10 protein-coding genes are annotated in these 13,477 nt (G+C 42.9%); 6 read left to right on the top strand and 4 right to left on the bottom strand.

What is annotated here, in order from left to right:
• Positions 1-24 precede the first annotated feature (24 nt).
• From BCT11_RS08060 to BCT11_RS08035, 6 genes are all read left to right on the top strand, one after another.
• Positions 25-735, top strand: coding sequence for a lipoate--protein ligase (locus BCT11_RS08060; protein ID WP_102387887.1), 711 nt, complete (start codon positions 25-27; stop codon positions 733-735).
• 830 nt (positions 736-1,565) lie between these two features.
• A complete protein-coding gene (locus tag BCT11_RS08055) occupies positions 1,566-2,000 on the top strand; it encodes a DUF4402 domain-containing protein (RefSeq protein WP_038865086.1) in 435 nt (144 codons plus the stop codon).
• A gap of 66 nt (positions 2,001-2,066) precedes the next feature.
• Positions 2,067-2,501, top strand: a complete 435-nt coding sequence (locus BCT11_RS08050; protein WP_102387886.1) for a DUF4402 domain-containing protein — start codon at positions 2,067-2,069, stop codon at positions 2,499-2,501.
• Positions 2,498-3,190 carry a molecular chaperone gene (locus tag BCT11_RS08045; protein WP_102387885.1) on the top strand — a complete coding sequence of 231 codons (693 nt, stop codon included), beginning with the start codon at positions 2,498-2,500 and terminating at the stop codon, positions 3,188-3,190. The genes BCT11_RS08050 and BCT11_RS08045 overlap by 4 nt, the downstream gene beginning before the upstream one ends.
• Positions 3,191-3,266: 76 nt before the next feature.
• The gene (locus BCT11_RS08040) at positions 3,267-5,663 is read left to right on the top strand and encodes a carboxypeptidase-like regulatory domain-containing protein (protein ID WP_241908999.1); all 2,397 of its coding nucleotides are present in this window, start codon (positions 3,267-3,269) and stop codon (positions 5,661-5,663) included.
• 264 nt (positions 5,664-5,927) lie between these two features.
• The gene (locus BCT11_RS08035; RefSeq protein ID WP_102387884.1) at positions 5,928-7,502 is read left to right on the top strand and encodes a DEAD/DEAH box helicase; all 1,575 of its coding nucleotides are present in this window, start codon (positions 5,928-5,930) and stop codon (positions 7,500-7,502) included.
• Between the two features lie 107 nt (positions 7,503-7,609).
• Here the strand turns inward: BCT11_RS08035 and BCT11_RS08030 are convergent, their stop codons facing one another.
• The 4 genes from BCT11_RS08030 to BCT11_RS08015 form a co-directional block, all read right to left on the bottom strand.
• The gene (locus BCT11_RS08030; protein WP_102387883.1) at positions 7,610-8,437 is read right to left on the bottom strand and encodes a hypothetical protein; all 828 of its coding nucleotides are present in this window, start codon (positions 8,435-8,437) and stop codon (positions 7,610-7,612) included.
• Between the two features lie 8 nt (positions 8,438-8,445).
• Positions 8,446-9,795, bottom strand: coding sequence for a hypothetical protein (locus BCT11_RS08025; protein WP_102387882.1), 1,350 nt, complete (start codon positions 9,793-9,795; stop codon positions 8,446-8,448).
• Positions 9,795-12,110, bottom strand: coding sequence for a type VI secretion system tip protein TssI/VgrG (gene tssI, locus BCT11_RS08020; RefSeq protein WP_102387881.1), 2,316 nt, complete (start codon positions 12,108-12,110; stop codon positions 9,795-9,797). The genes BCT11_RS08025 and tssI overlap by 1 nt, the downstream gene beginning before the upstream one ends.
• A gap of 407 nt (positions 12,111-12,517) precedes the next feature.
• Complete coding sequence (locus BCT11_RS08015; protein WP_042604451.1) at positions 12,518-13,387, bottom strand: Vmh family MBL fold metallo-hydrolase; 870 nt, start codon at positions 13,385-13,387, stop codon at positions 12,518-12,520.
• Positions 13,388-13,477 lie beyond the last annotated feature (90 nt).

Genomic DNA, 13,477 nt, shown 5'->3' with positions numbered 1-13,477 from the left:
GGCAGATGAAAAGAGGAACTGAATTTGGCTTCCAAAAATAAACTGATCCGCTATCAATCCACTGAAGTCGCAGATGTTTTCAGTAAAGAAGATGAGCTGATCAAACTCGTGCAGACGGATCAACTTTCTCAAGTCCTACTGTTATGGCAAGTGAAGAGCCCAACACTCGTCCTTCCTGCGGGTAAGAAGTGGCCTATTTCAGACGAGCTTGAACAAGGTCTTGAAGACACTAACTGGAAACTATTCTCTAGAAAAACTGGCGGCGCACCCGTACCACAAGTTCCTGGAATCATTAATCTATCCCACATCTATCATTGGCCAACAGGTCAGCCATACGACATCAAAAAAGCGTATCTCGACTTATGTTCTGTCCTAGGGGTGTTCTTTGAACAACTCGGTGTGAAGGTTGATGTGCACGCAACACCAAACTCATATTGTGATGGGGACTACAACCTAAACATCAATGGACAAAAAGTGGTCGGAACCGCACAACGAGTCTTACTGAAAAAGGGAGGCGGGCAAGTGGTGCTCTCTCAGGCCTGCATTCTTATTGATGCGGACGTAGAAAAGATCGTTGAACCGGTAAAACTGTGCAATCAATTGTGTGGCCATGCCGATCATATTCGCGGTGATGTTCACACCCCCCTATTTAACCATATTGAACAAAGACCGAGTGTGGATGCCTTGTTCCAGCTCATCACTCAAACTTTTTTAGATCGCGCCAAGCAAGACTAGACTCTCATAATAAGCTCTCATCTCTTTTGAGATCGAATCACAGAGCGTGGGAAAGTCTCTCCGACACTGCATCTCAAATAGTGCTTATGTCGACCATAAGGGTTGAGCCTTATTTACCACCAGCACTATATTATATACCCAAGTGACTTCAAGATGCAGGATTCAGAGCGCTGTCATTGATTCGAGATCAAGGAAAACAACGCAGCGTAATAGCCAGCTCTTTCCAAGTTGTTTGACGCAGCCATTGGTTTAATTAAAAAAACGACTCAATGACACGCTCCCTAAGGGCACTCTTTACAAATAGTAAGGGCCTTGGCTTGCATACTTTGTTGCCGATTCTTGATTTAGGCCCACTAGACCTTTAAATCGCCGCCGCGTCTACAAACCAAGCCACTCTCGCTGAACCTAGCATTTTGAGGTTACTTGGGTATAAGTATTTAATGTTATAACAGAGATTAAATTTAATTATGTCTCAATCACTACACCTTAATTATTAAAGCCTACATTAACATCCTCTTCATTAAAGCTTGATGATACTTATATTGAATAATATTCACCTTATTTTTATGCAACTAATAACTACACATTATTTACATGGTTAATTTATTTAAATTTTTTATCCACAATATAATACCAGCTTAATTAGTAACCGCTAATAGCTTATGTGACCGCTGTTCAACTTATTTATATATAAAGTATCTAATTATAGAAATATTTTTACAAGCTATGCTTTCTGTTTATTTTATTCAACTGACAAATATACCAACCCCTAGTTATTTGTCTCATATATAAGAATATTTTACTCAAACCAAAACACAACAGGTAAAGAAATGAATACATTTGTAAAAGTTACTGCGCTATCTGCTATCACCTTTTCATCAATGAATGCTTTTGCCGTTAGCGATACTTTCGACGCAACGTTAGAAGTAAAACAAGCGATCACTATGACCAGAACGTCTAATCTTGATTTCGGTATTATCACATCAGACCGTACAACAGATGTTGTCATTGCCCAAGGTGATGCGGGCGCTGCAACATTCACTATCGACGGCGGCGCTGGCGAAGTGGTTGATGTTGCTATCTCTGGTACTAACCTTGTAAATGGCGCAAACAACGTTGCAGCAACCTTCGACTTCTCTCCTGCGTTGACACTAACAGGTGGAACTGCTGAACTTAAAATTGGTGGCACAGCACAAGTATCAACAGCAACGCTTGTCGCAGGTACGTACTCTGCTAGCGTTCCAGTTGATGTTACTTACCAGTAATCAATAGTATTATTTAATGAAATGGCGGAAATGTTTTAATGCCGCCATTATCAAAATAAGAATATCATGCCATTAAAAGTCGCTTTTTATTTAGGGTTATTTTTATTAACTCATCAAAGTTGCTTGGCATTGACGATCGTCCCAGAAAATATGGATATCACTTTCCCAGGAATATATTTATCTGGACGAGGTCAAAATGCAGTTTCCAACCCAACCCACAGTCAACTTTACGTTGTCCGTTTTTATGTAGACGGTGAGCCGGGACGAAAAATTACCGTCACCGTACCTAACAACCAATACCTTAATCATGACAAATCATCTCGAAAAATTAAGGTTCGTCGAATTTTTTATGGGTGTGGTTTATCTAAACGCGGGCGCTCAAAAATAAACAGCAACGGAAGAAGCAAATTGTTGTGTATCGGCGCAAAAATTCGGATAGGCGCAAAATTTCCAGCAGGCAGCTACTCTGGCACCATTCCTTTTGAGGTTAATTATCGATGAAGCACCTAGTTCTATTACTCACGACAATATTTGTCTCATTCCCCAGCTATGCGCAATTGCTGATTGCTCCCACCCGTTTGGTGCTGAATGCGGATCAATCAGTGACAGAGAAGATCATCGTAGAAAACAACTCAGACAAACCCATTAGGCTTGAAATTAAGCCAGTTTATCGCCCTATCACTTCGAGAGGTGTCACCCGCACCGACAAAGACATCGCGCAAACGGAAGATATTGCAAAGTGGAGCAAAGTATCTCCGCCGATCATTCGGGAGTTAAAGCCAAACCAACGACGTACGATTCGCTTGAGGTTTAGCGCTTTACCAGCAGATAAAGACAACGGCGAATATAGAGCTTACTTGTGGTTCTCTCCTATCACTTTGGTTCAAAGCCAAACCGCAGACGCTCAAAGCTCTGGGCCCTCTTTTGCTCTCGACTTCCGAGTAAACAGCTACATCCCAGTTTACGCACAACGCGGCGAGGTTCAACAAGACGTATCCATCCAATGTAAACAAGGTGAGTTACGCATCCAAAACAAAGGCAGATATCAATTTAATGCGATGCTCAACACCGATAATCATCAAGAGAGGCTGGTATTGCTTCGACAATCTGAGCTCGTGAAACGACTTCCGGCCAAGAGTAAGATTCTTATCACACAAGACGAACAATCACTACACGAATGCACCTTGTAACCTCCCTTACATCGATTCACGTACTAAGCCCAATCTAACGAGAATGAGACTACGTTACATTGGGCTGTGCTTGTCAATGATCTTCGCCCTATCTTTTCCGTTATTCGCCAACGAACCATCGCAGTTAGCCTTGTATCCTGCTCACATCGAGGTTCGTTTGGGTAATGTGGGGGACAGTTTTTATCGTGTTATGATGGATGACGAGGAACAGCCCTACCTGCCTATCGAGAGCAGTATTGCTTACTTATTGGAAATGCACGGAAACTGCGTTCATAAGCGTTGTGAAATACACCTACCGCAAGACGTGGCACGAGAAACCCCCGCTTTCATTATCGACCTAAGCCGTCACGTATGTTACCGATCAAATTCAACGCAACAACCTATCCAGATCCTTTTTTATGAAGAGGAATGGCTTATCCATTGGCGTAGCCTTAATGACTGCTTACCCGTTAAAGCTCGTTGGTATATCGAAGACTACCAACTCATCATCGACAAGAGCTATAAATCCCCCTCTGAATTAGAGGAGGAAATTCAAAAACTCAAACGTGATTCTCGAGATAGAGCCAAACGACTCGAACAGTTGACGCGACAACCCTCAGTCAGACCGCTATCAACGTTGGGCTTTTCCACTCGCCTTTCCGCAACCGCGTCATATGAGAGCGATAACAAGGAGGGAGGACACCTGCTCTCCGATTCTCTATTGAGTACAGAAAATTGGATTGGCCAAATGTCTGTAGATTCACGAGAAGATCATCCAGTGGCATACTACAACATCACAATCGCTCAACCAGACAACCACAACCGAGTTGAACTTGGACATGTGTTATTGGATGGTGGTCTCTACTCGAATCCTGTGATTCTCGAAAATGGCTTTCACTACTCCAACCACAAAACGGTGCCAAAATTTGGCAACCTTCAATTGGAAAGGACAACCCAGCCAAACATCAACATCGATCTTTTAGTCAACGGGGTTTATCAAAGCTCATATCGCTCTGATGATTTTGGTCGGTTTGTGATAGAAGAAAGTAACATTGCACCGAGCGATACTCTCACTTTCCGTTATTACTTGGCCAAAGGTGTTTGGCAGCAAGAGGAAGTAATTATCGCAGGTTTGGATGGTGGCTTCCTTCCAAAAGGGCAATGGGGGATAGATCTCATCGCCGACTTTGAAAAGGCAAAAGTTGGCGCAGGTATTTTGGAATATGGCATTGATGATTACCTCACTTTTGGCAGCACCGCGTTAATTGCAGACCACGACACGCTCTTGGCTTTCCAAACACGCTATCTCCCACGCCACTGGCTTGCAATGCATGTGGGCTGGATTCCTGAATTACAACGTTTTCCTATTGAGTTGGATATGCAGTTTGGTCGCACACAATCGTTAAGCTTAGAGCTCAACAAGACGGTGAATTTCACGCGGAATTCCGAGTTGTATGACGCTTTAAAATACAGCTTTTCAGGCCCTTACTATAACGCCTACCTTGATTTAAGACGTGAAGATGATAAGTACCAAATCTCACCTCAACTCAGTGCAAAAGTTGCACGTAACCTTTTTCTCCGCGTTGAATCCAATTACACACGCGACCAGATAGAAAATATCGACGACTTTTTACATACTATTGAGCTCGCCAAGAATGGCTTTTCTGATACCTCATGGCGTGTAAAAGGGGCATGGGATAAATCCGGTTCTCTTGAACAAACTGAAGCTTCGTTGCGAAATATTTGTACCGATTGCTGGATTAACTATGGGCAGTATTTTGAAGAAGTGATGTCGAACCTGTCTGCCAGTTATACCAATAACGATGTTGAATTATCCGCAACGTTAGAAGCACGCGTAAACTCAAACTTCAAAATAAAACTGTTCGGCAACCACGAACATTATGGTATTGAGCTTACTACGGAGGCCGGGATTCGCAGCCATTTCGACGACAACATTGCCGAAATATTAGATTGGAGCAAATACAGTTATGCCAAGCTCGTCGGCACCGTCGTCGATCAACAAGGCAACGTGATCCCAAATGTCAATTTGCGTGTGCTTGACCAATTCGCGATGAGTGATGAAAACGGCGAGTTTGTTTTCCATCAAGTTCCTGCCCACGATAACCTTTCTATCCATGTTGATGAGAGTGCCCTCGACCTCAACTTAACAACGCAACACAATCCCATTCTAGTCAATACTCGCCAAGCGGGGGTTACACAAATATCCGTGGTCTTGATCGCCTCTTTTGGTATTGATGGAGTAATCGAAGGCCCACTTGAAGACTACAGCTATCTCCATTTCAAACACATTGCCAACGATATAGAATTCTCAAGCAAAATAGAAAAGGATGGCTTTTATATGGTCGAAGGACTCACGTCCGGACTCTATCTTATTACTCTAGAAAACGGACAACAAAAAAGAATGATGCAAGCCCACCTAGACAATGAATTTTGGATAAGTGAGCTGAACTACCAAGTCTCTGACTTTCACTGAGACATTGAAAAACAACCAAAGCTTATGATTCAAAAGAAAAATATAGTAACAGCATCAATAAAGTCCCTCCTCCACCTATTTTAAAAACTCAGAGAGGTCATCCCCAGCCGCTGTCACCGATTCGGAAGTGAGATCTGGATCAACTATTCATCGGTAACAGAAATAGTTGAAGCCGACGGCTAAAAGCCTCAGAATGGCGCACTTTTCGCGTCGCACATAAATTCGACGCCTTGTTATCTAACTCAACAATTGAGAATCATACATATGGGTTTTACCTCGTTAGGTCTATCTGCTCCAATCCTTAAAGCTATTCAGGAAAAAGGCTACGACACCCCTTCGCCAATTCAGGCTCAAGCAATTCCTGCAATTCTGGAAGGGAAAGACGTCATGGCAGCAGCGCAGACTGGTACGGGTAAAACAGCGGGCTTTACGCTGCCAATCCTAGAACGCTTGTCAAACGGCCCTCGCGTTCGTAGTAATCACGTTCGTGCACTTATTCTTACACCCACGCGTGAACTTGCAGCTCAAGTACAAGAAAACGTGTTCATGTACAGCCGTCACCTATCGCTAAACAGTGCTGTTGTGTTCGGTGGTGTTAAGATCAACCCACAAATGCAGCGTCTACGTAAAGGTGCTGACGTATTGGTTGCAACCCCAGGCCGCTTGATGGATCTTTACAGCCAAAACGCGGTGAAGTTCGACCAACTAGAAGTACTCGTATTGGACGAAGCGGACCGCATGCTGGATATGGGCTTCATCCGCGACATTCGTAAGATTCTTGATTTGCTGCCTAAGCAACGTCAAAACCTACTGTTCTCTGCGACATTCTCGAATGAGATTCGTGACCTTGCGAAAGGCCTTGTGAACAACCCGATTGAGATTTCAGTGAACCCTGCAAACTCGACAGCACGCACTGTAGAGCAAAGCATTTACCCATCAGACGTGAAGAAGAAAGCACCGATGCTGGTAAAACTGATCAAAGATGGTGATTGGAAACAAGTACTGGTCTTCACTCGCACTAAACACGGTGCAAACCGCCTGGCGAAATTCTTAGTGGACGAAAAGCTACCAGCGGCAGCGATCCACGGTAACAAGAGCCAAGGTGCTCGTACTAAAGCGTTGGCTGATTTTAAATCTGGCGAGATTCGTGTGCTGGTAGCAACAGACATCGCCGCACGCGGTATCGATATTCCTCAGCTTCCTCAAGTGGTTAACTTCGAGCTACCAAAAGTGGCAGAAGATTACGTTCACCGTATCGGTCGTACAGGCCGTGCTGGAGAAGTTGGTAAAGCGATTTCTCTAGTGTGCGCACTTGAAGCATCAGAGCTTTTTGCCATCGAACGTTTGATTCAACAACTGCTTCCACGTAAAGAGCTAGCGGGCTTTGCACCAACCAATGTGGTTCCAGAATCTAAATTGGATACTCGCCCAATCAAGCCTAAGAAACCGAAAAAGCCTAAGAAGCCAAAAGCAGAAGGTGAAAACAGTCAAACCGCTGAGAAGAAAAACAGCGGCGGTAACAACAAACCAAAGCGTCGCTTCAACAGCGACAACAAAAACGGCAAGGGTGAAGCAGCTAAAGGCGGCGCTGGTAAACCAAAAGGCAATCGTGACGGTCAAGCTCGTTCAAACGGCAAGCCAAGCGGTAACAAGCCGAATAGCAACCAGTCTGGAGCGAACAAACCGGGCGCAAATAAAAACGGTAACGGTGGCAAACCATCAGGTAACCGCAAGTCTAACAGCGGCAAGCCAGCTGGCACAAAGCCTTCAAACGGTAAACCGTCAGGCAATAAGCCATCAGGACAACGTCGTAAGCCACGTCCGCAAACTGCTAAGTAATTAGATACCGAGTTAAAACAACAAAGCCGCTGATAATCTCAGCGGCTTTGTTTTATCCAGCGGTAAAAACAATTGTCTAACTGGTTTCTTAATATACGTTTTTTGAATTATTCTTTGGAATCTAGTATCTCTCTAATCTTCTTATAAGACTTTTTTTGAGAGTTGAAGATGATTTTATGCCCACCAAACTCTTTCTCTATGCCAGCAATCAGCTTCCGCCACTCAAGCAGATAAGCGACCATCGAGTAAGTCAACACTCCAAATGTGAATAGTACAGGCATACCAAGGCTGAAAAACAGAACGGAATGAACTCCTACTTCAGGACTAATAATATCAGAACGTTTGAGCAGTTCCGCTATCCCCATACCAACACCAGCGCCACCGGTCCCAACGAAAAAGGCAACAACATACAACGCATTTCGCATCTTTTTTAATGGAGCTCTTAGAAAAGGCATTCTTTGAAGGCTTAGAGCACCAAATACATCTACTTTTCTAAGTTCAATTTCATTACCTCTAACCAAAATATAATTTTTATTATGAAATTTATTTTTATTACTGAAAAAAGCACCAAAAAAAACACCAAAAAAATATGTTAAAATCAGAATAATGAACATATAAAAGTTAATGTCAAAGATTTTCTTAGAACTTGTAATTACAGGCTCCATGATTAACATTGAAATATTAAATAACAAGTAGAATAGTCCCAACAAACCAAATTCAACTCTTTTGTTAATCAAACTCATCCCATAACTAGAAAATGTATACAACGGAACAATACATGTCATTAAAAACATAGACCAACAAAAAAACTGAGGAATATAGTATTCAGAAGAAAAAGCATTACCTATTTGGAACGGCGCAAAGCAAAAAAAAGCTATTAATATAGAAAACCTTTTAGCCCCTTCATTTATTTTATTATCTGAGTAAACTTCCATAGTATCCCTTAAAACCCAAAAAATCCTGAACCATGCATTGCCGATGAGCCAATGTAATTTTCAATATCACGCTTGTTTTTATCAATATCTTTATTGATCATATTTTCTATTGTCAATCCAGGAAAAGCGTCTTTTAAAAATAGTTTTACTTTATCTTTAACCTCATACTTTGTATCAAGAGCGTCAATCCCCCAACCGACTAAAAAAGACACTCCGGCAATACTTAAAAAAAGAATGCCTGCACTTAAAACTACCCCAAAACTACCTAAATACATAACAGCAAAAGCTAAGACAAGCATAGAAATTACTCCGGAGATAAAAAGCTTTGCTGTAGTTATACCTAAAGCACCTAAAAACTCAGCAATATTTTGCTCTCCAATATCTTTTGTAAAAAACTCATATACATCAAAAGATGCAACAAAAACAAAAGATATAATATTTGTTCCCTTAAACGGATTTGCGTTATTTGAAACGTTGTTTCTAAGATTTCTCCAGCTTTCTGATGCCATATCTTCTGAAGCTTGAATGATGGAGCTAAACATTTGAACTTTGTCAGCATCAATTCCGTAGTTTATACCCGTAAGAAATGCACGATTTCTGCGGTCTCCCTTAAACACAATACCAAGTTTCCCCCCCCACTGTGACATCCTTTTAACGGAAAACTGCCCCTTAACTATAAACTCTTTCAAATACCCCCTTGCAGCATCTGCGCCATACTTTTCTTTATAGTAAGTGTACGCTTTTCCATGATCGACCATTTGAACCATCATTGTCGCTGTGGCATTTTGATCCCGGTTGCTATTTGACAAGTGATCATAAACTTCCAACAAAGAATTTTCTGCTAAAGTGTCATAAAGTGCAGAAACTACCTCCTCTGATAGTTGGTCGATATCAAAGACTTCGCCGAGAAGGTTTTCTGGAAGAACTAAAGTAGAACTTGCTTTAAGGATAGAGATGACTTCGTTATCGCCATTATTATTGGGTTTAATGATTGTTTTTTGATTCAAAGACTTAGCAGGACAAGTCAGTATCGCAGCTCTGAGATCCCCTGGAGACTTAACCCCCTCCATTATCGACCGATTTTCTAATATGGTATAGCCTTGCCCATTCACATACACTTCAAGAGAGTTGCACGTTCCCTCCGCCGTATTTGGAAGCAGCGTCGCCTTAGGCGTGAATTCTTTAGGTAGCGAGGGACTACGTTTACCATTTACAGCAAATTGTATATCTAAATCTTGGCCACTTTGGTCATCGGCCCAAAACATATTTCCTGCAGCAACATTGACCTCTACCGGTTCTTTATCGTTAGCATCTGTTGTTTTTGAGCTGCCGGCATAAATCCATAGGTCATCTGTCATTAGATTTCTCTCCAGTAAATATCAAACGAAGCCTCTAAATCTTTGGTATTTATTAACGATGTTTGACCTTTGTCGTTAGTTTTACCAAAAATTTCCTTTCCATCCTCAAACACTATCTTGTATTGCTTGTTTGCATGTACAACACCTGTGGACTGGTCTTTCAATACAATGCGTTGGTTATAACGCATAAAAGACTCATATGGCGGAGCTTCTACAAAGCGAGATTTACCTTTACCCGGATTAATAGCGACTTTACCACCTTTGATGATACTCTCAGATCCACCATCTATCGTAATCGAAGAGCCATAGAGCTGAATCTTACCACTGCTTTTTAGTATTAATCCCGCATAGCCAACCTGAACTTTGATTTCCTCTCCAGAAATATAGGTCGTCTCTCCATCTGAGCGTATAGACGTATTACCTTGAACATCCACCGTGAGGTTTGCACCAATCCTTTGTAAATCGTCACTTCCGACATCTACAGAACGACTATCTAGAATAGCGAGTGTCGCATTTCCTTCGATGTCTAGAGACGTGCTTTTGCCAATCATTGTTTGGCGGTTTTCATCAATGGATAGTGTTTGATTATTCGCGATTTGCTTTTTCTCATTAGCGTTGTAAGTAACGTGAACATCTTCCTCAACTTGCTCCATAAAGGTTTGCTTAGTGATGGAGGTTTTATGCCCGTCAATCACTTCTTTACGGTCGCCTAAGATGTTATTTTCTTGGTTGTTGCCGACTTTTAACTCTTCATCATTACCGATATCTCGGTAACGGTTATTGAGCACTTTTGTCTTCATGTCTTTTTGAGCACGGAAGTGAACCTCTTCTTGGTCATTCTCATCCTCAAAGTACATTTCGTTGTAACCTTCAGCCTTATGGCTTTGGGTTCTAAATACGGTGCGAGTTTTATTTTCTGGTAATGGGTATGGCGGCGTATGTAAACCGTTGTACACCGCCCCCGTCACTAACGGGCGGTCTGGATCGCCTTCTAGGAAGGTCACAATCACTTCATGACCAATGCGCGGCAAATAAACAGCGCCCCGGTTTGGTGCTGCCATTGATTGACTAACACGTAGCCAACATGAGCTATGCTCATCGCTTTGTGCGTAGCGGTCCCAATGGAACTGAACTTTGATGCGTCCATATTCATCGGTGTAGATTTCTTCACCCGCAGGACCAACTACAACCGCGGTTTGAGGACCATCAACGACAGGTGACGCCATTTTAGGTGCACGGAATGTCACGTCTCGTGGTAAGCAGACAAACTGATTGTGATAAGTTGTAGGCTCATCACTCGACTCTTCCTCATGTACACGAGGGTTAAAGCCCGTGTGCATCACCGTCAACATGAGGTAATCACGGTTGATGTTGGAACGAGGGTGCTGGCTGATATCGAAGCTGTAGCCTGCGGTGAGACGCATGATATCGCTCGCAGCTTCAATCTGATGGCTGTCCACTGTGTATTCGGACATCCACTCCGTTACACGCTGCTGCCCTAAGTCTGGTGAAGTATAACGGCCAAGGTAGTCGTAGCGCTGCAAATCAAAGTTCGGGCCTTCATCCGCACTTTTGCCTTGTGGGATTTTCGGTGTGAGATAGTTGTAATCGCCATAGCTGACAATGCCAGTACGAGTACGATGGATTTGTTCGAGGTCGAAGATGTGTTCTCGATCTGGCGAACCACCGCCTTGGGCATGATAAATCACAGGTCCTAGGTAAGAAGCATTAGCGGGTGAACTGATGAGCTCAGGTATTGCATCATTACTATCGACAATGACCATAGTATGCCCAGTAGTGCCGTGCTCAAAGTAATACCAAAGGCCATGCTCTGCCATTATTCGCTGCACAAAATGCTGGTCGTTCTCACGATATTGAAGAACGTACTCTTTCGCTTCGTATTGCGCTGATAGTTCAAAGCGGTAATCGCCCATTCCTGCATCATCAAAGACCTGACGAATAATGTCCGGAGCGGTTTGCATCTGGAAGATACGACAGTCTTGGCGCTGAGTGAGAAACCAAAGATGTGGAACCAAGGTAATATGATAGCGCGAGAAGCCGCGACCAGAGCCTAAATAGCGAAACTCAGAGATGCTGCCATTAAACTGACGAGCCGTTCCTACACCTTGACCAAACAGGCTCAGAACGCCCATTTTTCGGCTTAAGGCATCAAACGTGATGGCATCATCGTCGGACAACACTGTCAGGTTCATTTCAAAGGGAGAAGAGGCTGTTTCCGTAATCCGGAAGCTTTCGACTTTAAATGCACCGGAGAACCCAGAAACATAAAAGGTGAAATCCACATCATTTACCATACTGTTCGACTCTTATGACAATGAAGAAGTGTGTTAACACCCCTACAGACACTAAATTGGCCAAACTGTATCAAGTTATATGACGTCCATCACCGTGATGAATTAACAGATAATTTGCACGTTAGACTAGGTATTTATTGGGGACAAATACACCAATCATCTGTGACACCAAAAATATGACTTTTTGTATGGTTATTTAATCGGTCATGTACCGATTTTGAATGTGTCAGTATGTGACGTAACTCGGCAAGAATTGTTCTGAAGCTTTGAACACGCCTTTAATTACTTACCACTCATCAGCAATCACATCGTAAACCACGTCGACAAGTGGCAAAGCTATTACGACAACAGCCCCTCACAATGAGGGGCTTCTTTTTTTTGGTAGTATGGCGAATAGTAGGCTTAGATTAATGCCACTCCATTTCACCACTTAGTACTTTCGCGCCCAGTTCAAGATCGCCTTCTGTGGCAGCAAATTGTGGGTACTTAGCCTTCATCGCTGCCGAAATCTCGCTTGATGATAGCTTGCTTGACTTTTCTAGCGTCTGCTCAATGTCTGCGATGTAGTTTATAGTGAATTGAACACCTTCCACACCTTTCGGCATATCACCAAGGTAGTGCCCCGGAATCACGGTTTTTGGTTTCAGTACTTTCATACGCTCCAACGATTGAGACCATTGAGCACGCTCTTGTTTCGACTGAGTGTCAGCCATCCAAACATGAACACCACTGTAAACCGATACACCACCAAATACCGTCTTCTCCGAAGGCACCCAAAGGTAAACATCATGAGTATTGATTTCTTTTACTTCAATACGCTTACCTTCAAGCGTCAGAGTGGTGTCATTGAGTACAGTAGGCACAACAATTTTTGATGGTGCTCCCTCTTCCAAAATAGGTCCCCAGTACGCCAGTTTTGCATCTTTTGTTCGTTCGATATGTTTAACAACCGCTTCGCTCGCGACCACTTTGACATCAGGGAAGGCCGCAACAATAGGCTCTAAGCCAAAATAATAATCTGGGTCACCGCTGCTGATGTAAATCATCGACAGCTCTTTGCCACTGTTTTTAATCTGTTCCACCAATTTTTTTCCGTCTTTGACGCTAAATTGTGCGTCAAACAACATCAGCTCTTTTTCACCAGAAACAAGCACAGAGCTTGCAGGAAAGATCGCATTTTCACCGGGGTTGTAGTGGGTAATCGTTAAGTCCGCAGCCGACACATAGTTCGATGCCGCTAGTGCTGTGATCAGTAGAGTAATTGAACGCTTATTCATCATCTTATTCCGTGTTAGAGAACCAACTCATGCGGCTCGTTTAGTGTTGAGGTCATCTTATTTGATTGGTTTTAGATGAAATAGACAGCA

It is taken from the genome of Vibrio sp. 10N.222.52.B12, assembly GCF_002875385.1.
Taxonomy (GTDB): domain Bacteria; phylum Pseudomonadota; class Gammaproteobacteria; order Enterobacterales; family Vibrionaceae; genus Vibrio; species Vibrio jasicida.
The sequence above is the reverse complement of the archived record's forward strand: the minus strand, read 5'-3'. Positions and strand labels throughout refer to the sequence as shown.